The sequence below is a fragment of the Roseovarius faecimaris genome, from assembly GCF_009762325.1.
In the GTDB taxonomy this organism is placed as follows: Bacteria; Pseudomonadota; Alphaproteobacteria; order Rhodobacterales; family Rhodobacteraceae; genus Roseovarius; species Roseovarius faecimaris.
Window position 1 is genome coordinate 2,239,510 of record NZ_CP034348.1, and the last position, 22,206, is coordinate 2,261,715.

The following is a 22,206-nucleotide window of genomic DNA, read 5'->3' on the forward strand; positions in this document are numbered from 1 at the left end:
TTTATCCTGCCATGCCGTCTTTTGCGGCCGGTCTTACCACCATTTCCCGGGCTTGGCTACAAATCCCGCCGCCGTCTCAAGGGCGTAGGCAGTATTCAGCAAATCCCCTTCCTCCCACGGCCGGCCGATCAGTTGAAGCCCCAGAGGCAAGCCCTGTTTGTCGAGCCCGGCAGGCACTGCGATGCCCGGCAACCCCGCAAGGTTGACCGTCACGGTGAAGACATCGTTGAGATACATCTGCACCGGATCGGCATCGGCCATCTCGCCCAGCCCGAAGGCCGCCGAGGGCGTGGCGGGCGTCAGGATCGCGTCAACGCCTGCATCAAACACCTCTTCAAAGTCGCGCTTGATCAGCGCGCGGACCTTGCGGGCGCGGTTGTAATAGGCGTCATAGAACCCCGCCGAAAGCACATAGGTCCCGACCATCACCCGGCGCTGCACCTCGGGGCCGAAGCCCTCGGCACGGGTTTTCTCATACATCTCGGTGATGCCGTCGCCCTGCTCCAGCTTGGCGCGGTGGCCATAGCGCACCCCGTCATAGCGCGCCAGGTTCGACGACGCCTCGGCGGGCGCGATGACATAGTAGGCGGGCAGCGCATATTTGGTATGCGGCAGGGAAATATCGCGGATCTCGGCCCCGGCATCCTTGAGCATCTCGGTCCCTGCTGCCCAGAGCGCCTCGATTTCCTCGGGCATGCCGTCCATGCGGTATTCCTTGGGGATACCAATCACCTTGCCCTTGATGTCGCCGGTCAGCATGGCCTCGAAATCCGGCACCGGCAGATCGGCCGAGGTGCTGTCTTTCGGGTCGTGGCTGCACATGGCTTCCAACATGATCGCGGCATCGCGCACCGATTTGGTCATCGGCCCGGCCTGGTCGAGCGACGAGGCAAAGGCGACGATCCCCCAGCGCGAGCAGCGCCCATAGGTGGGCTTGATGCCCGTGATACCCGTGAAGGCCGCAGGCTGGCGGATGGAGCCGCCGGTATCGGTGCCGGTGGCGGCCAGACACAGATCAGCCGCCACAGCCGAGGCCGAACCACCCGACGAGCCGCCGGGGGTGAGTGCCGTGTCGTCATTGCCGCGCCGCCAAGGGTTCACCGCATTGCCATAGCAGGAGGTCTCATTGGACGAGCCCATGGCGAACTCGTCCATGTTGAGCTTGCCCAGCATGACCGCGCCCGCATCAAACAGGTTCTGGCTGACCGTGCTTTCATATTCGGGCTTGAACCCGCTCAGGATGTTCGATGCCGCCTGGCTCGGCACCCCCTTGGTGCAGAACAGGTCCTTGATCCCGAGGGGGATACCGCACATGGCGGGCGCGTCCCCGTCGCCGAGGCGCGCATCCGCCGCCGCCGCCTGTTCGCGGGCCAGATCAGGGGTGTTGTGCACGAACGCATTGAGCGCGCCCGCGCCTTCGATGGCGGCAAGGCAGGCCTCGGTCAGTTCCAGGCTGGTGATCTCGCGGGCGCGCAGCTTGTCGCGGGCCTCGGCGATGGTCAGGCGATTGAGATCAGACATTACTCCACCACCTTCGGCACGGCAAAGAACCCCTCGCGCGCATCGGGCGCATTGGACAGCACTTTCTCCTGCTGGTTCCCGTCATTGACCACATCATCGCGCCGCTTCAGGCGCATGGGCGTGACAGAGGTCATCGGCTCCACGCCCTCGACATCGACCTCGTTCAATTGCTCGATAAAGCCAAGGATGGTGTTGAACTCCCCGGCCAGGGCCGGAAGCGCGTCCTCTTCGACGCGAATGCGCGCCAGCTTGGCCACGCGGGCGGCGGTGTCACGATCAATCGACATGTCTGCCTCATGCGGTATCAATGGTTGCACCTGCGTTTAGCGCCGCGCGCCGCGCGCTGCAATCCCCTGCCACCCGCGCTTTGGCCTTTTCCCTTGCGCAGAGCGTGCTAGGCTCGTGGAAAAGTGACGACGGAGAGAGACAGATGAAAATTACATGGATGGGACATTCAAGTTTCCGCATCGAAATTGCGGGGCAGGTGCTGCTAATCGACCCGTGGCTCACGGGCAATCCGATGCTCGACGAGACGCAGCACGAGGCAGCCACGGCGGGGGCCACGCATATCCTGCTGACCCATGCGCATTTCGACCATGTGGCCGATACCGTGGCGCTGGCCAAAGAGCTGAAGATCCCGGTCGTCGGACAATATGACCTGATGTCCTGGTGGCAGGAAAGCGAGGGGTTGGAAACCGTCGGCTTTAACAAAGGCGGCACGGTGGACCTGAACGGCGTGGCGGTGACGATGGTACACGCCACCCATTCGTCAAGCTTTGGCGGACCGGACGGGCCCAATGTACCAGGCACCGAATGCGGCTATATGATCGCGGGCGAAGGCCACACGATCTATGTGTCGGGTGACACTGACGTGATGGCCGATATGAAAGTGTTCCACGACCTGCACACGCCGGATATCGGCATCCTTTGCGCCGGTGGCCATTTCACCATGGACATGCGCCGCGCCGCCTATGCCGCCAAGACCTTCTTTGACTTCAAGACGGTGATCCCCTGCCATTACAAGACCTTCCCGATCCTGGAGCAATCGGCAGCGGCGCTGGCTCAGGCGCTTCCCGGCGTGGACGTCATCGAACCGGAGGTGATGCAGCCGATAACGCTGTGAGCGGGGCAAAGATTTTTCGTACGAAAAATCTCGGCTCACCGTCGGTCTTTGAAAAAAGCCTTCAGGAGGTGCTCTGCCTCGTCTGCCGCGATCCCGTCATAGACCTCCGGCACGTGATGCGCCTGGGGATGGCTGAAGACCCGTGCGCCATGGGCCACGCCGCCGGATTTGGGGTCCGCCGCGCCATAATACAGCCGGGCGATGCGCGCGGCTGAAATGGCCGTGGCGCACATCGCGCAGGGCTCCAGCGTCACGTAGAGGTCATAGCCCGGCAAACGCTCCGACCCCAGGGCGGCGCAGGCCTCTCGGATGACCAGAATTTCCGCATGCGCCGTGGGATCGCTCAGCTCGCGCGTCCGGTTGCCCGCTTGCGCTACCACCTCGCCCCGAGGGGAAACCAGTACAGCCCCCACCGGCACCTCCCCGCGCGCAGCGGCGGCGCGGGCTTCGGCCAGGGCGGCCTCCATATGGCTGCGAAACGTCATGGGACCGTCTTTGCCCGCGCAAACCCGCTTTCGCAAGCCCCCGCGATGCGGTATGCGCCATGCCATGAGCAAGGACACCCCCAAGGGCGAGCGCATCGCCAAAGTCATCGCGCGCGCAGGTCTCGCCAGCCGCCGCGAGGCCGAACGCATGATCGAGGCGGGCCGCGTGAGCGTCAACGGCAAGCGCATCGACCGCGCCGCGCTGAATGTCACCGGACGCGACCGGATCACCGTCGATGGCCGCGATCTGGCCGCCCCCGAGCCGCCGCGGCTCTGGCTCTATCACAAGCCCACGGGCCTGGTGACCACCACGCGTGATGAACAGGGCCGCGCCACGATCTATGACGACCTGCCCGCCGATCTGCCCCGGGTGATGAGCGTGGGTCGGCTCGACCTGAATTCCGAGGGGCTTTTGCTGCTGACCAATGACGGCGCGCTCAAGCGTCGGCTGGAGCTGCCCTCGACCGGCTGGACCCGCAAGTACCGCGTGCGCGTCAATGGCCGCCCGACGGATGAGACATTCGCCCCCCTGCGCGAAGGGCTGACGCTGGACCGCGAGACGTTTCAGCCGATGACCGTGATCCTCGACCGCCAGCAGGGGGCCAATGCCTGGGTGACGGTTGCGCTGAAGGAAGGCAAGAACCGCGAGATCCGCCGCGCGATGGAGGCGGTCGGGCTTGCGGTGAACCGGCTGATCCGGGTCTCTTACGGGCCGTTCCAACTGGGTCAGCTGAAGCCGCGCGAAGTGCAGGAAATCCGCCCGCGCATCCTGCGCGATCAACTTGGGCTGGAAACCGCAGACGATCCCGCAGAGGACAAACCGCGCCGCAAACCCGCGCGCGGGGTCAGACGGCCGAAACGCCCAGCGCGGTAATCCGGAGAATGCGCAGGCGGACACTGGCCACTCTGCCCGACACCCGCCCTGTATCTCAAAAGCCCGATTTCGACCTGGCTTAGGGGGTCAGATCCATCGCGGGCACCACACGCTCATAGGGCAGCCCGGCCGTATCGTTCAGCTTGCGCACCTGCGCTTCGTTTTCGGCATCGAACAGACACATGCAGCGCCCGTCCTCGGGCGCAAAGGTCGAGCGGATATACCCGATCCGTTCCCCCTGCTCGGACATTTTCTGCGCCTCGGCAATCGCGGCTTTCTGGGCGCCGCCCAGATCGTCCATGCTGATCCCTGCAAGATTGCGTTCCACCATAAAGACAGACATTGGCTGTTCCTTTCCTTGTCGACGTGAACTCTGCACGGATTGCAGCACTGCAGATGGCCGATGAGAACGATTAATTCGTTATGGATCGATAACGCAGGGTTTGAGTGAAATCGTGTATTATGAGAGCATGCCTTCAAACCAGGGAAGCCCACGATGGAGATGTCACAGATCCGATATGTGCTCGCCGCCGCTAAACACCTGAATTTCACCAAGGCGGCCGCCGAGTGCAATGTCAGCCAGCCAGCCCTCACCAAGGGAGTGAAAACACTCGAAGACGAACTGGGGGCACCGGTCTTTCATCGCGAGGGGCGGCGCATCCTGGTGTCGGAATTCGGCAAGTCGATGTTGCCGCATCTGCAACATATCGCTGACGAGGCCGAGGCGACGCGGGCTCTCGCGCAAAACTTCAAGCTTCTCGAAAAGGTGCCGGTCAGGCTTGGCGTGTTGTCCACGATCGGCCATGTGCGGCTTGCCCGCTTTCTTGCCGCCTTCGAAAAACAGCATGCCGGGATGGAGCTTTCGGTCAGCGAGGCAAGCGCCTCTGATCTCAAGGACCAGTTGACCGAAGGGGATATCGACGTGGCTTTCATGACCATGTCCGATGAGTTGCAAAAAGATTTCAGGGTGCAGCCGCTTTATTCGGAGCGGTATATCGTTGTCTTCCCTCCCGAGCATCGTCTGGGCCGACTGAACGCAGTCCCGCTCAAGGAATTGTCGGGGGAGGATTACGTTGACCGGCTGATTTGCGAGATGCGTGAAATGGTCATGTCCGTCTGCCAGGCGGAGGGGGTCGAACTCTATGCCCGGTTCCGGTCCGAGCGCGAGGACTGGGTGCAGGCGATGGTGCTGGCGGGGATCGGCTTCGCCTTCATGCCGGAATATTCGGTCACCCTGCCCGGTTTGCTGCAACGCCCCCTGGTGGAACCATCCGTGGACAGAACGATTGCCGCCATCACCGTGCCGGGCCGGAAACACTCCCCCGCTGTCGGCGCGCTGATGCGGGCATCCCATTCATTTGGCTGGCCCGGCTGACCCCTGTCGGCGCGCCGATGAACAACGCCGTCTCTTGGATGACGGCCCCGGCGACACGCCCGCCCGGTGCGGGCGCGCCGATTGATGTGCCGGTCACTGGCCCGGGGACACCCAGCTTTTGCGATACGCCCCCGGCGAGCTGCCATATCGCTGGCGGAAACGCTGTGCCAGTTGTGAGGAACTGGCAAAGCCCGTCGCAGCGGCGATCTCGGCCACGCTCATTGCGGTTTCATTCAGCAACGCATGCGCCCGCGAGACGCGCAGATCCATATAGACCTGCGCCGGAGACAGGTCCGTATGCTGCCGGAAGAGCCGCTCAAGCTGACGCCGCGACAGCCCCACATGTTCCGCGATGCTGGCCACATCGAGCGGGCTCTCCAATGTGCGCCCCATCAGTTCGATGGCAGCGATGAGATGCGGGTTCCTGCTGCTCAGACCCTGGCTTTGCACCGAGCGCTGCGGTGCATCGCGGGTGGCCGAGCGCAAATGAATGCACATATCGGCCACGATGGTGGCAAGATCAGCGCCGTGGTCGGTCTCGATCAGTTCCAGCATCATGTCGGTCGCGGCCGAACCGCCGCCACAGGTCAGCAACCCGTCGTCATTCTCAAACAGCCGCCCCGAGGGCGCGAGGTCCAGAAACCGTTCGGTAAAGGCCGGCTGATTTTCCCAGTGCAGGGTAAAGCGCCGCCCCGTCAGAAGCCCGGCGCGCGCCAGGGCGAAAGCCCCGGTGCAGATCCCTCCGATCTGGGCGCCGTGGGCTTTTTGCCGCCCGATCCAGGCGTTGACCGCCGCACTTTCCCGCGCCCCCGGCTCGATCCCTGCGCAGATGAAGGCATGGGTTCCGCGCGGCACATCGCGCAAGCCGCTGTCAGGCGTGAGCAGCACACCGCAGGAACACCGCACCGGCGCGCCATCCTCGGTCATCACGAACCAGCGATACAGCTCCTTGCCGGTCACCTGATTGGCAATCCTCAGCGGCTCGAGTGCCGCGCTGAACGCGAGCAGCGTCAATTTCGGCAGTAGCAGAAAATGAAAATCCCGTGGCGGCCCGTCATACGTGACCGGATGGCTTGCGGCGCCGCGCGGAACAAAGCTGCTGTCACTCATACCGCACAGCTTAGCACAGTCCACCGACAGGAAAACAACCTGTTACCCCGCCGATCAGCCTCCGGGGGTGGTGAGCCCGCCCGCGCTGCGCTACACCAGCCGCAATCACGAGTAACGACGGGGACATGATAAATGGCTGAACTTCTGACCATCGAAAACCTGGGCAACCTGCTGATGTTGTGCTTTCTGCAGGCGGTGCTGGGCTTTGACAACCTGCTATATATCTCGATCGAGTCGCAACGCGCACCGGTCGCACAGCAAAAGGCCGTGCGCCAGTGGGGTATCATCATCGCCGTCGTGCTGCGGGTGGTCCTTCTTTTCACCATGATCCAGTTGATCGACGCCATGGCAGAGCCCTTCTATATCTTCAATTGGGCCGGGGTGATCGAAGGCGGGGTGAACTTCGCCACCTGTGTCTTCATTGTTGGCGGGATCTTCATCATCTACACGGCGGTCAAGGAAATCGGGCATATGCTGACTATCGAGCATCTGGATACCGATGTGCAGGGCAAATCCGGAAAATCCGCCACGCAGGTGGTGATGCTGATTGTCACGATGAACCTCATTTTTTCGTTCGATTCCGTGCTCTCGGCGCTGGCCATCACCGATGTTTTCCCGATCCTCGCTACGGCGATCATCCTGTCAGGGCTGGCGATGCTGGCGCTGGCCGACGGGGTCACAGCGTTTCTTGAAAAGAACCGGATGTACGAAGTACTGGGCCTCTTCATCCTGCTGATCGTGGGGGTCGTGCTTCTGGGCGAGGCCGGACAGGCGGCGGCGCATGCGATGCATGATGACGATCTGGCGCTCAGGTTCTTCGGCTACGAAGTGGTGCCGATGTCGAAAACGACCTTCTATTTCTCGGTTCTGGTGCTGGTCGCCGTCGAGGTGATCCAGTCGGGCTATACCCGCAAGCTCAACGCCGAGCGCCGCACCGCCTCACGGCATTAAGGCTTCTGCCTACGGCGCGGTGGGACCATGCCTCCACCGCGCCGAAAACGATCCACGTATCGTGACTGCTGCGTGAAACCACGCGCTCAGGCTCTCCTTCAGATTGCGCAGCGCCACGAAACGTGGTGTCTTTTTCACATTTGAAACACTTGTCGAAGGCTCGTTTTCAGGGCCGGGGACGCGTCGCCCGATCTGCTGTTTTTCCAAGCACTCGGCGCTGATGGCGCGTTTTTGTCAAAACGGATTTTCAAGGAGAAGGAATATGACCTGTCTCATTTCGATCGCCGGAGGCATCGCCTACCGGCAAAGCAATCAGACCCAGATCGACCAGTTCAGCGTGTTCGGCGTGGCGGTCGATTGCCCGGAAGTGGCGGTGACGCTCAGCGTCGGCACACCTGCACAGACGGAAACGGCCACGGTCGCTGTCGGACCGACCAGCGCATGGAGCGCGCAGCTGGACATGTCGCAATACGGGCTGAGCTGCGCGGACGCCTCAACCTCCATCAATGTGAGTGTCGTCTGCACCAGTGATCCGGGCTGCACCGCGGCCACGAAGTTCAACAATGTCACCTGTCAGACCCTTGATGCCTGCCCCGCTTTCGAGAAAGTCGGCGCTGTGGCGCTCAGCGATGCCGAGAACGGCTGCAACATTGATGGCGAGAGGCGGGTTGACCTGCGGGCCACGCTGATGAGCGCAGTGCCCTCCGGCCTGCCGGTGGTGGCGCAGTTCTGCCTTCAGAACCTCGAAACCGGCGAAGAGACGTTCCTGAACGCTGAGGTTCTGACCCCGCAGGTGCCCTTTACCGGCACGGCGCATCTGCCGGGCGGAGTATACCTGTATCAGCTTCATGTCATCTCGCCACAGCCCTGCCCCGGCCCGCTGGGGGTGCTGGACGTGGCCGCCTGCCCGGTGACAGATACCGGCACGGTCTGCCCGCTTGTCATAATTGGGGACAAGACGATCTCCGACAAATGCACCCCTGAAGGCCGCCGCATTGTCGACCTCAGCGCCACGATCACGCCCGAGCCCGGATATCCTGCCGATGTGGTTCTGAAGGTGATGCAGGGCGACACTGACATCGCCGAGATCGATACAGTGCTTGGGGCGACGACACAGACGACGCTCAGCGGCTCGCGACATCTCGTTCCCGGTGACTACAGGGTTATCGCCGACGTCACCGGGCCCTCGGCCTGCAATGGCAATGGCGCGGACTTCACCGTGCCGCCTTGCCTGTTTGGCGGCCCTCCCGATCTGGAGGAACCGGACGACACCCCAGACAACGACATTCCGGGCAACGATACACCGGGCGGCGAAGACACCATTTCGACAGACGAGGACACGACCAGACCGCCCCCCGACAGAACACCGCCTCCGCGCGGTGGCATCAACTGGTGCCTGATCCTGTTCTGGACGGGCTTTGCGCTGTTCCTCACCGGGGCGGTGGCCGTGGGCGTGGGCTATTGCGCCATCGGCCTCGGGGTACACCCGATCTGGGTCGGTATCTGGGCCCTGATCATCAATGTGGGCATGGTGATGCTGATCATCGGCACATTGTTGCTTACTGTCTGGATCTTCCTTTGCGGGTCCTGTGCCATCAACTGCGATGCGCTCAAATGGTTCAGGGATGTGCTGATCGTTCTTGACGTCGTATTTGCTGCTCTGGTCGCACTTGGCGGGGTGATTATCGCGCTCAGCCCGCTTTGCTTCGTGGGGTGGATCATCGATGTGGGCTTTACCAGCTACCTGCTGTTGCTGGCGCATTTCTGGGTCTTTTTCAGCGGATGCGAGGAGTATAGCGACTGGTGGCCCGACGCGCTGCAATTCACCATGCCCGACAGCCTGCGCGCCCATTGCGGCCGCGACGGCTGAAACGGATCGCGCCGGAAACCGGGTAACAGGCGACCGGGGGCAGCCAACGGCTTGCCCGGGTTGATCCCCGGGCGGCAAACTTCCCCCTAGTATGCTGCACATGCATCGCCTACATTTGCTGCAGAGTTTTGTTGCCAGGGGAGCCGGATGTCCGAAACGGGACTTCAGAAGCTTGCGTTTTTTCTGCTTGTCACGCTGATCCTTGTCGTGTCGATCGCGGGAGGCGTGTGATGGGTCAGAAGTTTGGCGGCAAATTCAGCCCCGACGGCTCGGGCCCCATCGCACCAGAGGATCGCGGCACGTTTCGCGGCGCCCGGCGCACCCGCGCGGGCGGGCGGGTCAACCTGCTGTTTCTGGCGCCGCTGCCGCTGATCTGGGCGGCGTTCACCTCGGGCACATCGGGCCTGGTGCTGAACCTGTCGGCCCTGGGCCTTCTGATCCTGGCGGCCTGGCTGACCCGCGAGGGCATTCTTGCCCAGGAGCAGTATGAGGCGCGCAAAGTGGCCCGCCGCCCTGCCCTGCCGCGCAAGATGCTGGCCTCGGTTCTGACGGGCGTTGGGCTTGGCGTCGCGGTTTTTGCGGCACAGGACAGCGCGATTGCCGCCGCCGCCACAGCGATTGTGGGACTGGTCTTGCACAGCTTTTCCTTCGGCTTTGACCCGCTCAAAGACAAGGGGATGGACGGCATCGACCAGCATCAGACCGACCGCGTGGCGCGCGCTGTGGACAAGGCCGAGGCTTATCTTGCGTCCATGACGGACGCCATCAAGCGCGCCGGCGACCGCAGCGCCGAGGCGCGCGTCGAGCGGTTTCAGAACACCGTCCGCGACATGCTGCGCACGATCGAGAACGACCCGCGCGACCTGACCGCGGCGCGCAAATATCTGACTGTCTACCTGCGCGGGGCACGCGACGCGACGGTCAAGTTTGCCGACATCTATGGCCGCGACCGCAATGCCGGGGCCAAGTCCGATTACATGATGCTGCTCACGGATCTTGAGGAAAACTTCACCGCCAAGACCCGGACGCTTCTGAATGACAACACCACAGATCTTGAGATTGAAATCGACGTGCTGCGCGACCGGTTGCAGCGCGAAGGCATTCGTCTGGATAGCAAATAAGTAAAGATAAAACGGGAGTTAATATCATGTCACAATCCGTTCGCGAAAAGGCCGAGGCCGCCCTGGCCGAAGTGGAGCAGATCAGCGCCGCGATCCTGCCCGAGCCGGTAGAGGCGACTGCCATCGTACCGCTGAAAGACGCAGACGCAGCCGTGGGCGCCGAAATTCAGCAGCGCATGGACGAGATCGACATGAGCGATACGCAATCCATCGTATCCTTCGGCTCGGCCGCGCAGGCTGAATTGCAGGAGATTTCACAAAGCATGCTGCAAAGCGTGCGCAACAAGGATGTGGGCCCTGCGGGCGGCTCCCTTCGCGATATCGTCACCACGATCCGGGGCTTTTCCGTCTCCGAGCTTGATGTGCGCCGCGAACGGACCTGGTGGGAAAAGCTGCTGGGCCGTGCCGCGCCCTTCGCCAAGTTCACCGCCCGGTTCGAGCAGGTGCAGGACCAGATCGACAAGATCACCGATGACCTTCTGGGGCATGAGCACACACTGCTGAAAGACATCAAGTCTCTCGATCTTCTCTATGAAAAAACGCTGACCTTCTATGATGAGTTGGCGCTTTACATCGCGGCGGGTGAGGCCAAGCTGGAAGAGCTCGACGAAAAGCACATCCCGGCCAAGGAGGCCGAAGTGCAGGCCGCCGATGAGAATGATCAGGTGATGAAGGCGCAGGAATTGCGCGACCTGCGCGCCGCGCGCGACGACCTGGAACGCCGGGTGCATGACCTTAAACTCACCCGTCAGGTGACGATGCAATCCCTGCCCTCGATCCGGCTGGTGCAGGAGAATGACAAGAGCCTTGTGACCAAGATCAACTCGACCCTGGTCAACACCGTGCCTCTGTGGGAAACCCAGCTGGCCCAGGCCGTCACCATCCAGCGCAGCGCCGAAGCCGCCGCCGCCGTGCGCGATGCCAATGACCTCACCAACGAGCTTCTGACCGCCAACGCCAAGAACCTGCGCGAGAGCAACAAGATGATCCGCGAGGAGATGGAGCGCGGCGTCTTTGACATCAAAGCGGTCAAACAGGCCAATGCCGACCTCATCGGCACCATTCAGGAGAGCCTCCAGATCGCCGATGAAGGCAAGGCCCGCCGGGCCGCCGCCGAGGAAGAGCTGAAGAAGATGGAGGCCGAGCTGCGCGACACGCTGGCCTCTGCCAAGGCGCGCCGGGACGGGGTGGGCGACAACGTCGGCACCTCGACCGGGGCCTGAAGACGGGCGTGCGCGGGCGGCTGAGAGCATGGGGACTGGCAGGGCTGGGAATTCTGGCCCTAGCCAGCTGTGACACCGCCCCCTCCGCGCCGGGCACGACACCGAAACCGCGGCCACCGGGCCTGTTGGCGCCGCCGCCCAGCCCACCCGCCGCCGCACGCCCCTCGGCGCGAAGTGAACAGCTCGCCTTTTACTATCAGCGGGTGCAGCAGGGCCTGTTGGCGCAGGATCTGCTCCGTGTGGATGGCGGAGGCGTTGACACGCCCTATAACAGCCGCAACCTGGCCCGGAATTTCGAAAAGATCGCGTTCTACGAAGAATTTGCCCCGAATTCCATTGACGGCCCGTCCGGCGGCGAAGCCCTGGCGCTTGAGAGATGGGATCAGCCGGTGCGCTTCGGGGTGGAGTTCGGCTCGACGATCCCGCAAGAGGCGCAGGAGCGTGACACCGGCGTGGTGCGTGACTTCGCCAAGCGCCTGTCAAGGATCACGCGTCATCCGATCAGCCTTGTCACAAACAACCCGAATTTCCACGTGTTCTTCATGGGGCTGGACGACAAGGATTACCTGATTTCACGCCTCAAGCAGATCGCCCCCCAGACCAACGAAGCCGCGATTGTCCGGGCCTTCGACTCGACCAAACTGAACTATTGTTTCGTCTTTACCTTCGCAGGCGGAGAGAATGACTACACCCCCGAGATCGCGATTGCGGTCATCCGGACAGAGCTGCCGGCCCTGATGCGCAGCGCCTGCATTCACGAGGAACTGGCCCAGGGGCTGGGCCTTGCCAATGACAGCCCGCGCGCGCGGCCCTCGATCTTTAACGACGATGACGAGTTTGCCCTGCTCACCACCCACGACGAAGAGCTTCTGCGGCTGCTCTACGATCCGGCGCTCACCCCCGGGATGAGCGTGGACGAGGCGCGCCCGGTGGTGCTGCAGATCCTTGCGGGCCGGTCGGGGCCAAGCTGATGCGCCCTACAGGCCCCCTGCTTGACGGTCGCGACAAAATGGTGGCCCTATAACCGAAATTCGGACGGCCCACGCCGTTCCATTACCAAGGAGAGTTCTTTCATGGGTATTCTAGATTTCCTCTCGGGACAGTTCATCGACGTCATTCACTGGGTCGATGACACGCGCGACACGATGGTCTGGCGGTTTGAGCGCGAAGGCCATGAGATCAAATATGGCGCCAAGCTTACCGTGCGCGAGGGACAGGCGGCGGTCTTCGTGCATGAAGGTCAGCTTGCGGATGTCTTTACCCCGGGTCTCTACATGCTTGAGACCAACAACATGCCGATCATGACCTCGCTGCAGCATTGGGATCATGCCTTCCAAAGCCCGTTCAAATCGGAAATCTATTTCGTCAACACGACGCGCTTTACCGATCTCAAATGGGGCACCAAGAATCCGATCATGCTGCGCGATCCGGAATTCGGCCCGACCCGCATCCGCGCTTTTGGCACCTATTCGGTGCGCGTGACCGACCCCGCGCGTTTCCTGCAGGAGATCGTCGGCACCGATGGCGAGTTTACCATGGACGAGATCAGCTTCCAGGTGCGCAATATCATTGTGCAGAGCTTCAGCCGGATCATCGCGGGCAGCGGCATTCCGGTGCTCGACATGGCCGCCAACACCGCCGATCTGGGCAAGCTGGTGGCCGCCGAGCTGACCAGGGCAGTGTCCGAATACGGCCTCAGCATCCCGGAATTCTATATCGAGAATATCTCGCTGCCGCCCGCCGTGGAACAGGCGCTCGACAAACGCACCTCGATGGGGCTTGCGGGCGATCTGGGCGCGTTCACGCAATACAGCGCCGCCGAGGCGATGACCGCGGCCTCCAGCAACCCCGCCGGGGGCGGTGGCATGGGCGCGGGCCTGGGTATGGGCATGGGCATGGCGATGGCGCAGCAGCTGGCAAATCAGGGCCCGTGGGGGGCTGTTCCCGCACAGGCGTCTCCGGCAGCGGCCCCGCCGCCTCCGCCCCCGGTCGAGCATGTCTGGCACATCGCGGAGGATGGCAAGACGCATGGCCCTTATTCCAAGGCCAAGCTGGGCCGTATGGCCGCCGAAGGCACCCTGACCCGCGACACCCATGTCTGGACCGCAGGTCAGGATGGCTGGCTCAAGGCCGGAGAGGTGCAGGAACTGGCCCAACTCTTCACGATCCTGCCGCCGCCCCCGCCCGGAACGTAAGCCCTTGGCCGAACCCCGGCACCATTCCTGCGGGGCGGTGACACCCGCCGCCCCGACCTCCTCCGCGCGTTGACCGGATGCCCGAGTGAGAACCGCAGTCTTCACATGCCTTGTGCTGACCGGATGCAGCGCGCAATCCGACGGCCCGCTTCTTGACGCCAGCGCGGCCCTGCCCCTGCGCGCGGGCACCTCTCTTGAGATCGACCTGGTGATGCCGGATGGCGATGGCGGCCCTGTCTTGCTGAGCGTGGAGGAGGATGGCCGCACCCTGCTCCTGGCCTCTGCCGAGACCGACGCGGATGAAAGCAACGAGGATCTGGCCAGCACCTTCCACCCCCTGCCCGGCACGGACCACATGATGATCAGCCAAAGCCGGATCCTCATCCGGGGCGTGCCCAAGAACGACCTGCATGGCTACCACATCCTTGACTGCCCGGTTGACGGGCAATTGCGGGTGTTCAAGTTCGACCTGCTGTCTCTGGAGGCGCTCGGCCCCTTCGACGGGGTGGATTTCAGTGGGCTCTATGTGCCTGAAATGCGTGATGCGGACGGGCTGAAGGACTATTACCGCGCCGCGACAACTCTCGACAGCTTTGTGCCGGTGCATTTCTCCCCGGCGATCGACTGCAACCTAATCTTTGAATGACCTGCCCCGCCGCGCGGCCTTGAAGCGCGACGCCTGGCGTTGGATAAGTAGACGGCAGATGCCCCAATCACCTCGCGAGATGCCCCGATGAGCCTGACCGAAACCGATCCGCCCGCCCCCTCGCAGGAATACCGCTTCCCGTGCGAACAATGCGGTGCCGATTACCGCTTTGCCCCGGAAGAAGGCAAGCTGATCTGCGACCATTGCGGCCATTCGGAAGAGGTGGATATGTCGCCCCCCGCCTCGGGTGGCATCCGCGAGCTTGATTTTCGCCGCGCAATCGAGGCGCAGCTGCCCGAGCAGGACATCGAAGAGACCCGCGTCTCGACCTGCCCCAACTGCGCCGCTCAGGTCGCCTTCGACAGCGCCACCCATGCCGCCGAATGCCCCTTCTGCGCCACCCCCGTTGTCACCGATACCGGCACCCACCGCCATATCAAGCCGCGCGGCCTTCTGCCCTTTGCCCTGGATGAGACCGCCGCCCGCAAAGCCATGACCGATTGGCTGGGCCGTCTCTGGTTCGCCCCGAACGGGGTGCAGGAATACGCGCGCAAGGGCCGCAGGATGCAGGGGATCTATGTCCCCTACTGGACCTTCGATGCCGATACCAAATCCTCCTATCGCGGGGAGCGCGGCACCGAGTATCACGAAACAAAGACAGTGATGCGCGATGGCAAAAAGCACAATGTCACCGTCACCAAGGTCCGCTGGCAGGCCGTTACCGGCCGGGTGGCGCGGTTCTTCGACGATGTGCTGGTGCTCGCGTCCCGCTCCCTGCCCAAACGCTATACCGACGCGCTGGAGCCCTGGGATCTGTCGGCGCTGGAACCCTACAAGCCCGAATACCTCGCCGGTTTCCGGGCCGAGGGCTACACGGTCGAGTTGGAAGACGGCTATGCCGAGGCGCGCGCCCATATGGACCGGGTGATCCTGCGCGATGTGAAGTTCGATATCGGCGGCGACCGGCAGCGCGTGCATGACGTGGACACGACCGTGCGCGATGTCACCTTCAAGCATATCCTTCTGCCGGTCTGGCTTGCGGCCTATAAATATCGCGGTGAAACCTACCGATTTGTCGTCAACGGCCGCACCGGGCGCGTGCAGGGTGAACGGCCCTATTCACCGGTCAAGATCGCCATTGCCATCCTTGTCGTCGCGCTCATCGCGGGTGGCGTGGGCTATCTCATTGCAACCAGCGAGGGCGCCAATGGCTTCTGATATCGACACGCTCACCCGCCTCATGAGCGCGCGCTATTCCTGCCGCGCTTATCGGCCCGATCCGGTGCCCGAAGAGGTGGTGCAGCAAATCATCGCCACCGCCGGGCGCGCGCCCTCGTGGTGCAATGCGCAGCCCTGGAAGGTCACGGTGACACGCGGCACCGAGACACGGCGCTTTCGTGACGCGTTGGAAAAGGGGATCGCCAGCGGGCCACCGGCCCCTGATTTCGACTGGCCGTCCAGCTATAGCGGCGCCTATCAGGACCGCCGCCGCACCTGTGGTTTCCAACTCTATGACGCCCTTGACATCGCCCGTGACGACAAGGCGGCCCGCAATGCGCAGATGATGCAGAATTTCAGCTTTTTCGGCGCGCCGCATGTGGCCCTGATCAGCACCGAGGCCGAGCTTGGCCCCTATGGCGCGGTCGATTGCGGCGGCTTTGTCACCGCCTTCATGCTGGCCGCGACAGCCCTCGGCGTGGCCAGCATCGCGCAGGCCTCGGTGGCCGCCTATGCACCCGCGATCCGGGCGCATTTCGACCTGCCCGAAACCCGCCGGATCGTCTGTGCCATCTCCTTCGGCTATGCCGACGAGGCGCACCCGGCCAATAGCTTCCGCACGGACCGCGCGGATCTGAGTGACATCTACGATCCGCGCGGATGATGCGGGCGCCTACCCCCGGGTGATTTTCACCTTCTGGGTTTCCGGCGATTTCGGCTTGGCCTTGGGCACGCTCAGGCTCAGCACACCGTCCTTGAGCCGCGCCTCCACCTTGTCGCCCTGCGCATCGGCAGGCAGACGGAAGGACCGGCTGAACGACCCGAACTGACGCTCCGAGAAGTACCAGGTCTCGCCCTTTTCTTCCCGGCTGTCGGATTTCTCACCCTTCACGGTCACGACACCGTCCTGCACCGCGATCTCGATATCGTCCTCCTCGACCCCGGGCAGCTCCATCGTGATGCGATAAGCCTCCTCATCCGAGGAGGCGTCCGAGGCCGGGGCCAGCCAATCGGCAACCCGCGCCCCGAAATGCCGCAGCGGCTCGTAAAAGGACGGCCACAACCCGGCGGTATGCGATTTCTCAACCATGTCAGTTTCCTCCGTTGTGAAAAGCAGAGCGGATTTTACCCCGCTGCGCGCCGCAACACCTTGACGTGCCTCATGGCGCAATGCAGGCAAGGGGCGTAAAATAGAGGAGGAGTCTGCCCATGCGCGCCCTGATCCAACGTGTGAGCGAGGCGTCGGTCACCGTCGATGGTACGGTGATCGGCCAGATCGGACCGGGCCTGATGATCCTCGTCTGCGCCATGCAGGGCGATACCGAGGCGCAGGCGGATCAACTCGCCGCCAAGATCTCTAAGCTGCGGATCTTCAAGGATGACGCAGGCAAGATGAACCGCTCTTTGCTGGATACAGGTGGCGCCGCGCTCGTGGTCAGCCAGTTCACGCTCGCCGCCGACACCTCCCGCGGCAACCGCCCCGGCTTCTCCACCGCCGCGGTGCCCGACGAGGGCAATCGCCTCTACGAATATTTCGCCGCACAGCTCGGCGCGCTCGGTGTGTCTGTTGCAACCGGCCGGTTCGGTGCCGACATGCAAGTCGCCCTGATCAATGACGGGCCCGTCACGATCTGGATGGAAAGCTGACCGCCCCCGTCTTACTGGCGAAAACACGCTCGTCGCAGGCCAAGAAAATTCGTACGAATTTTCTTATGGCTCCCGGAACGCCTCCTGCGACTTGTAAAGAGGTTTGAGCAGGTATTGCAGCACGGTTTTCTGCCCCGTATGCAGCTCCACCTGCGCCTGCATGCCTGGGCGGATCTCGATGCGGGACTGGCGCGGGGTGAGCCCGGCCATATCGACCTTGAGCGTCACTTTGTAATGCGGATCACCATCGGGATCGCGGGCGCGTTCATCCTCGAACGTGTCGGCCGAGATGAAATCGACCTTGCCCTTGAGCGAGCCATAGATCGTGTAATCATAGGCCGACAGCTTTACCGTCGCCTCCTGCCCCTGCCGGATATTGGCGATGTCCTCGGGCGCCACGCGCGCCTCCACGAAAAGCTCCTCATCGAGCGGGATAATCTCAAGGATCTCCTCGCCCGGTCGTACCACGCCGCCGATCGTGGTCACGCTCAGATTGTTCACAATGCCCCGCATGGGCGATGTCAGCACCGTCCGGTTCAGCTGATCCTGACTGCCTTTCAGGTTCTGCTTGAGCGTGCCAAGCTCTTTCAGCGTCTCAGAATACTCTTGCGCGCGGTCCAGTTCGGTTTGCGTGACGATCTCATTATACCGGCTCAGCGCGTCGGCATGCGCTTTGCGCGCTCGGGTCACTTCAATCAGGGCGACGATCTTCTTCTCCAGCAGGTTCTCCAGCAGTCGCAGCTCTTCCGCCGCCTGATCCAGCACCTGCTTCGCCCCTTCCGAGCGTTTCACGAAATCGGCCTGCCGTGCGGCCAGAAGCGCGCGTTCCGAGGCCACCATTTCGGGCGTGCGCCCGGCCAGCTCGGCCGGCACCGTGAAATCGAACTGCCCGGCCAGCTCCGCCTCCAGACGCAACCGGCGGATATCCAACGCATTGATCTGATCGCGCAGATCGTCCACCGAAGATTTGAACTGCGTGCCGTGCAGCCGCGCCAGCACATCGCCGCGCTGCACCACGTCGCCCTCCTGCACCATCAGCTCGGTCAGGATGCCGCCTTCGAGATTCTGGATGATCTGCGGCCGCGACGACGAGATGAACGATCCATTGGCGCGCACGATCTCATCCACCCAGGCAAAGGCCGCCCAGAGGATGAAAAGCCAGACCGTGGCGGCACAGAGCCAGATCGCCAGGCTGGGCCCGCGCAGACGCGCATTCAGCTGCGCGGTGAGATTGGTCGCCGATACGCTCATGACGCCCCTCCCCGGCCTGCCGCCTGCAGATGCGCCAGCACCTTGTCGCGCGGGCCGTCCACGGCCATGCGCCCGTTTTGCAGGATCAGCGTCCGGCTGGTCAGGCTGAGGATCGGCACGCGGTGCGTGGCGATGATCGCCGTGCGGCCCTCCAGCCAGCTCTCCAGACGGCTCACAAGCGTGTTTTCCAGCGTCTGATCAAGGGCGGCGGTCGGCTCATCCAGCAGGCACACTTTCGGGTCTTGCAGCCACAGCCGCGCCCAGCCAATGGATTGCCGCTGTCCCTGGCTCAGCCCCTGCCCGCCATCGAGGATCTCCAGATCAAGCCCCTTCGGGTGGGTCTTCACGAACGGCCCCAGCCCGGCGAACTCAAGCGCTGCCATCAGCCGGTCGTCATCGCGCTCCAGCAGCGTCAGGTTCAGGTTTTCGCGCAGGGTACCCGAGAACAGGCGAATATCCTGCCCCAGATAGCCGATCAGCCGACGCAGATCGCGCGGCTCGATCTGGCCCATATCGGTGCCATCCAGCAGAATGCGGCCCTTCGTGGGCGCATAAAGCCCCGACGCGATCTTGAGAAAGGTCGATTTGCCCGACCCGTTGGTGCCGAGAATGGCCAGTTTCTGCCCCGGCTGGATACTGAGTGCTGGCACATCGAGCACCGGTGCGCCCTCGTCGGAATAACCAAATTGCAACTCTCTGAGCTCGAACCCGCCCTCCAGCGTCTCGCGCCGCAGATAGGTGCGGTCGTCCTCGGCATCCTGCTGGGCGGTGGCGATGCTCTCCAGCCCGTCCAGCGCCGATTTCACATTGCCCCAGCGCGCCATCGTGCCCGCCAGTTGCGTCAGCGGGGCCAGCGTGCGGCTGGTCAGAATGCCCACCGCAATGATCGAACCCACCGTGAACTCCCCGGCAAAGACCAGATAGGTGCCCATCACGACAGCGCCCACATAGGTGGCCTGCTGCATGCCCTGAGACCAGAAGGTGAGCGCCGCCGCCAGTTGCCGCTGTTCCGAGGATTTCATCGCGGAAAGCGCGGTCAACTCGGCCCAGTTCCGGCGAAACCGGTCTTCGGCGCGCTGGGTCTTGACCGTGTCGAGTTCAAAAATCGCTTCCTGCAACAGCCGCGAGGATTTGGCCGAAGCACCCTGGGTCTCTTCCGTCAGGCGGATCATCTTCTTTTGCATGAGGATTCCAGGGATCACCATGAGGATGCCACCCAGGATCAAGAGCCACACGACATTGCCCGCGATGGAGGCCACGAGCAGCAGGAAAACAAAGATAAAAGGAATATCCGCCAGCGTGCCGATGGTCGAAGCGGTGAAGAACTCGCGCACGGACCCAAATTCGCGCATCGAGGTAAAAAGCCGCGAGGGCGCACGGCCCGCCAGCTCGGACCGCATGCCAAGGATCCGGTCCATCAGCAGCTTCTGCACATTCAGCTCGATCTGCCGCCCCGCCCCGTCCATCAGCCGCGCGCGCGCGATTTTCAGGAACGCCTCCATCAGAAGCGCAATCGCGGCCCCCAGCGCCAGCACCCAAAGCGTCGCCTCGGACTGGTGCGGGATCACCCGGTCATAGACCTGTAGCGAAAACAGCGCCACGGCGACGGCCAGAAGGTTGGCCACGAAAGAGCCCAGCATCACCTCGCCGAAATGACGGCGGAATTGCCCGAACTGCCCCCAGAACCAATGCGGCGCTTTCGCCTTGTCCTCATGGGTCCTGGCCACCACCTGCAGGGGCGCTTCGGCGCGCACCAGCATTCCGGTGAAATAGGGCTCGAACTCCGATGCGGGCACGGTGGCGCGGTTGTCGGTGCAGGTGGTGTCGTAAATCTCCAGATCGCCCCGGGTCTGCCCCATCACCAGGATAAACTGGCCCGAGGTCATCTGCGCCAGCGCGGGCCAGTGATGCGGCGCACAGAACGACACGCTTTCCACCTCGGTGATCAGCCCGGCGGCCGCCAGCCCATCGGCCAGCGCCTGTGGCTGGGGTGCGTCGTCCTGCACCTCCGAAGCCATCATCCCTTCGAGAATATCCAGTGGCGGCACATCCATGCCCAGGATCGAGGCATAGACCGCACCCAGCCTGGCACGTGCCTCGGCCTTCTCGCCAAACCGGGATTTGGGTTTGTTCGCGGTGTTGGGGGCCGTGTCGGTATTGGACACGGGCCGCAGCACCGCGCTGGTTCCGCCGGCGATCGAGAATGTGACCGGCGGCGCGCTCAAATCTCGCTCCCGTCCGCCAGCAGACCAAGCGCACGGGCCAGCTCCAGCCGAGTCAGGGCCAGCTCGTATTTCAGGCCGACCTCGGCGGTCTGGCGCGCGGCGAATGTCTCGTAAACGCCGACCACATCCATCACCTGGCGCTGACCCGCATCATATTGCTGCTGGAAGAGGTCCAGATTGCCCTTGGCAAGCGCCGTCAGCTTCGCCGCCTCGCCTACCTGGCGCGCCAATGCACCGGCGCGGCTTTCCAGACGGCTGAGGTTTCGGTTGCTGTCTTCCTGCGCCTGGCTCACACGGCGACCGGCGGCTTCCTTGGTGGCCTCGATCGCCTGAAGGCTGGCCCCCGTGCCCAGGCCAAGCAATTGATCTGACGACACATTCAGCCCAATCCCGCTGCCGCCATCGCCCAACGTCCCGCCCGCCGTCAGACCCGGCAGAAGGCCCGCGCGTTCCATCGTGGCGGCGGCAATGTCGCGCTCTTTCTCGGCTTCCGCCAGAAGCACCGCCAGCGGCGTGGCCTGAGCCATGCCAACCTCCAGATTGGTCAGGCCCGACACCATGTTGAGCGGGGTGGTGGACATCGCATTCAGCTCGGCCAACGCGGTCGCGGCGGCCTCCTGCTGCGTGGCAAGGTTCGCGTTGATCTCACTCAGCTTGGAGCGGATCACGTTCAGGTCCGACATGTCCGAAACGCCGCCTTTGACACGTTCGTTCATGATCCACTCGAACTGCTGCATATCCTTCAGCGCGCGGCTCTCCAGCGTCACCCGCTCGCGTGCCTCTGCGACGTCCAGATAGAGCCCCAGCGCCGTCAGCACCCGTTCGTTCGTGTCATCGGCCAGCATCACGGCGGCGACTTCCACATCGGCCTTGGCAAAGGCGCGCTCAGCCTTCTTGCGGCCATTGTCGAAAAGCACCTGCTCGACAATGATCTGCGCCACGATATCGCTCAGGCTGGTCAGCGAAATGTTCGGCCCGATCTGAGGCAGCCAGTTCTTGTTGGCCGCCGCCGCGCGCAGGCGCGCCGATTTCAGCTCACTTTCGGCCGCGCGGCTGTTGGCTTCCAGCACCGGCCCTGCCACCTGCGCAAAGGGGCTACCGGATGGCAGCACGCTGCGGCGGGCCTGCAAGTCAGTGATGATCGGAGAATTGGCAGCTTCTTTCTGCCGGGCAATCGCCTGTTTTTCCGGGCTTTTCTGCATGGCGAACATCGAGACCGCCTCGCCCTCGCCGGTGCTCATGCACCCGCTCAGCATCATGGCCCCCGCACACAGGCCCACCCAAACACGGCTTACATCACACTGCCCCATACCACGCCCCTTGATCGGTCGCTTATTTTTATGATGGGAAGGCGCGTCAGGCCTGGGCCCG

At 63.2% G+C, this 22,206-nt stretch carries 22 protein-coding genes; 13 read left to right on the forward strand and 9 right to left on the reverse strand.

Annotated elements, in window-relative coordinates; translation table 11 throughout:
- Positions 1–33: 33 nt before the first annotated feature.
- Positions 34–1,521, reverse strand: a complete 1,488-nt coding sequence (gatA, locus tag EI983_RS11465) for an Asp-tRNA(Asn)/Glu-tRNA(Gln) amidotransferase subunit GatA (RefSeq protein WP_157707527.1) — start codon at positions 1,519–1,521, stop codon at positions 34–36.
- Positions 1,521–1,808 carry an Asp-tRNA(Asn)/Glu-tRNA(Gln) amidotransferase subunit GatC gene (gatC, locus tag EI983_RS11470; RefSeq protein WP_157707528.1) on the reverse strand — a complete coding sequence of 96 codons (288 nt, stop codon included), beginning with the start codon at positions 1,806–1,808 and terminating at the stop codon, positions 1,521–1,523. Before gatC ends, gatA begins: the two co-directional genes overlap by 1 nt.
- A 143-nt stretch (positions 1,809–1,951) precedes the next feature.
- Between gatC and EI983_RS11475 the strand changes: the two genes are divergently transcribed.
- Positions 1,952–2,644, forward strand: a complete 693-nt coding sequence (locus tag EI983_RS11475; protein WP_157707529.1) for a metal-dependent hydrolase — start codon at positions 1,952–1,954, stop codon at positions 2,642–2,644.
- A gap of 35 nt (positions 2,645–2,679) precedes the next feature.
- Here EI983_RS11475 and EI983_RS11480 read toward each other — a convergent pair whose 3' ends face one another.
- Complete coding sequence (locus tag EI983_RS11480; protein ID WP_157707530.1) at positions 2,680–3,129, reverse strand: nucleoside deaminase; 450 nt, start codon at positions 3,127–3,129, stop codon at positions 2,680–2,682.
- A 64-nt stretch (positions 3,130–3,193) separates the two neighbouring features.
- Between EI983_RS11480 and EI983_RS11485 the strand changes: the two genes are divergently transcribed.
- Complete coding sequence (locus EI983_RS11485; protein ID WP_157707531.1) at positions 3,194–4,003, forward strand: pseudouridine synthase; 810 nt, start codon at positions 3,194–3,196, stop codon at positions 4,001–4,003.
- A gap of 79 nt (positions 4,004–4,082) precedes the next feature.
- Here the strand turns inward: EI983_RS11485 and EI983_RS11490 are convergent, their stop codons facing one another.
- Entirely contained in the window at positions 4,083–4,346 is a 264-nt protein-coding gene (locus tag EI983_RS11490) for a DUF4242 domain-containing protein (protein ID WP_157707532.1), read from the reverse strand.
- A gap of 153 nt (positions 4,347–4,499) precedes the next feature.
- Between EI983_RS11490 and EI983_RS11495 the strand changes: the two genes are divergently transcribed.
- Positions 4,500–5,378, forward strand: a complete 879-nt coding sequence (locus EI983_RS11495) for a LysR family transcriptional regulator (protein ID WP_157707533.1) — start codon at positions 4,500–4,502, stop codon at positions 5,376–5,378.
- A gap of 93 nt (positions 5,379–5,471) precedes the next feature.
- On the opposite strand, the gene EI983_RS11500 is transcribed toward EI983_RS11495, so the two are convergent.
- On the reverse strand, positions 5,472–6,488 hold the full coding sequence (locus EI983_RS11500; protein WP_157707534.1) for a GlxA family transcriptional regulator: 1,017 nt from the start codon (positions 6,486–6,488) through the stop codon (positions 5,472–5,474).
- A 132-nt stretch (positions 6,489–6,620) separates the two neighbouring features.
- Between EI983_RS11500 and EI983_RS11505 the strand changes: the two genes are divergently transcribed.
- The 9 genes from EI983_RS11505 (at position 6,621) to EI983_RS11545 (ending at position 16,376) form a co-directional block, all read left to right on the forward strand.
- The gene (locus EI983_RS11505; protein ID WP_157707535.1) at positions 6,621–7,439 is read left to right on the forward strand and encodes a TerC family protein; all 819 of its coding nucleotides are present in this window, start codon (positions 6,621–6,623) and stop codon (positions 7,437–7,439) included.
- A 262-nt stretch (positions 7,440–7,701) separates the two neighbouring features.
- Positions 7,702–9,309, forward strand: a complete 1,608-nt coding sequence (locus EI983_RS11510; RefSeq protein ID WP_157707536.1) for a hypothetical protein — start codon at positions 7,702–7,704, stop codon at positions 9,307–9,309.
- Between the two features lie 230 nt (positions 9,310–9,539).
- Positions 9,540–10,430 carry a 5-bromo-4-chloroindolyl phosphate hydrolysis family protein gene (locus EI983_RS11515; protein ID WP_157707537.1) on the forward strand — a complete coding sequence of 297 codons (891 nt, stop codon included), beginning with the start codon at positions 9,540–9,542 and terminating at the stop codon, positions 10,428–10,430.
- A gap of 26 nt (positions 10,431–10,456) precedes the next feature.
- Positions 10,457–11,653, forward strand: a complete 1,197-nt coding sequence (locus EI983_RS11520) for a toxic anion resistance protein (protein ID WP_157707538.1) — start codon at positions 10,457–10,459, stop codon at positions 11,651–11,653.
- 218 nt (positions 11,654–11,871) lie between these two features.
- Complete coding sequence (locus EI983_RS11525) at positions 11,872–12,624, forward strand: DUF2927 domain-containing protein (protein WP_343038600.1); 753 nt, start codon at positions 11,872–11,874, stop codon at positions 12,622–12,624.
- A 102-nt stretch (positions 12,625–12,726) separates the two neighbouring features.
- Positions 12,727–13,848, forward strand: a complete 1,122-nt coding sequence (locus EI983_RS11530) for an SPFH domain-containing protein (protein ID WP_157707540.1) — start codon at positions 12,727–12,729, stop codon at positions 13,846–13,848.
- 85 nt (positions 13,849–13,933) lie between these two features.
- On the forward strand, positions 13,934–14,494 hold the full coding sequence (locus tag EI983_RS11535) for a hypothetical protein (protein ID WP_157707541.1): 561 nt from the start codon (positions 13,934–13,936) through the stop codon (positions 14,492–14,494).
- 87 nt (positions 14,495–14,581) lie between these two features.
- Positions 14,582–15,712 (forward strand): TFIIB-type zinc finger domain-containing protein, encoded by a 1,131-nt coding sequence (locus tag EI983_RS11540; RefSeq protein ID WP_157707542.1) that lies wholly within the window; start codon positions 14,582–14,584, stop codon positions 15,710–15,712.
- On the forward strand, positions 15,702–16,376 hold the full coding sequence (locus tag EI983_RS11545) for a nitroreductase (protein WP_157707543.1): 675 nt from the start codon (positions 15,702–15,704) through the stop codon (positions 16,374–16,376). Before EI983_RS11540 ends, EI983_RS11545 begins: the two co-directional genes overlap by 11 nt.
- 9 nt (positions 16,377–16,385) lie before the next feature.
- On the opposite strand, the gene EI983_RS11550 is transcribed toward EI983_RS11545, so the two are convergent.
- The gene (locus EI983_RS11550; RefSeq protein WP_157707544.1) at positions 16,386–16,802 is read right to left on the reverse strand and encodes an Hsp20/alpha crystallin family protein; all 417 of its coding nucleotides are present in this window, start codon (positions 16,800–16,802) and stop codon (positions 16,386–16,388) included.
- 119 nt (positions 16,803–16,921) lie between these two features.
- Here EI983_RS11550 and dtd point away from each other — a divergent pair, with 119 nt between their 5' ends.
- A complete protein-coding gene (dtd, locus tag EI983_RS11555) occupies positions 16,922–17,359 on the forward strand; it encodes a D-aminoacyl-tRNA deacylase (RefSeq protein ID WP_157707545.1) in 438 nt (145 codons plus the stop codon).
- Between the two features lie 63 nt (positions 17,360–17,422).
- Here the strand turns inward: dtd and EI983_RS11560 are convergent, their stop codons facing one another.
- From EI983_RS11560 to EI983_RS11570, 3 genes are read right to left on the reverse strand one after another with little or no spacing between them, the layout of a single operon-like run.
- Positions 17,423–18,610 carry an HlyD family type I secretion periplasmic adaptor subunit gene (locus EI983_RS11560; protein WP_157707546.1) on the reverse strand — a complete coding sequence of 396 codons (1,188 nt, stop codon included), beginning with the start codon at positions 18,608–18,610 and terminating at the stop codon, positions 17,423–17,425.
- Positions 18,607–20,775, reverse strand: coding sequence for an ATP-binding cassette domain-containing protein (locus EI983_RS11565; RefSeq protein WP_246162405.1), 2,169 nt, complete (start codon positions 20,773–20,775; stop codon positions 18,607–18,609). Before EI983_RS11565 ends, EI983_RS11560 begins: the two co-directional genes overlap by 4 nt.
- A 56-nt stretch (positions 20,776–20,831) precedes the next feature.
- The gene (locus tag EI983_RS11570) at positions 20,832–22,076 is read right to left on the reverse strand and encodes a TolC family protein (RefSeq protein WP_246162135.1); all 1,245 of its coding nucleotides are present in this window, start codon (positions 22,074–22,076) and stop codon (positions 20,832–20,834) included.
- Positions 22,077–22,206 lie beyond the last annotated feature (130 nt).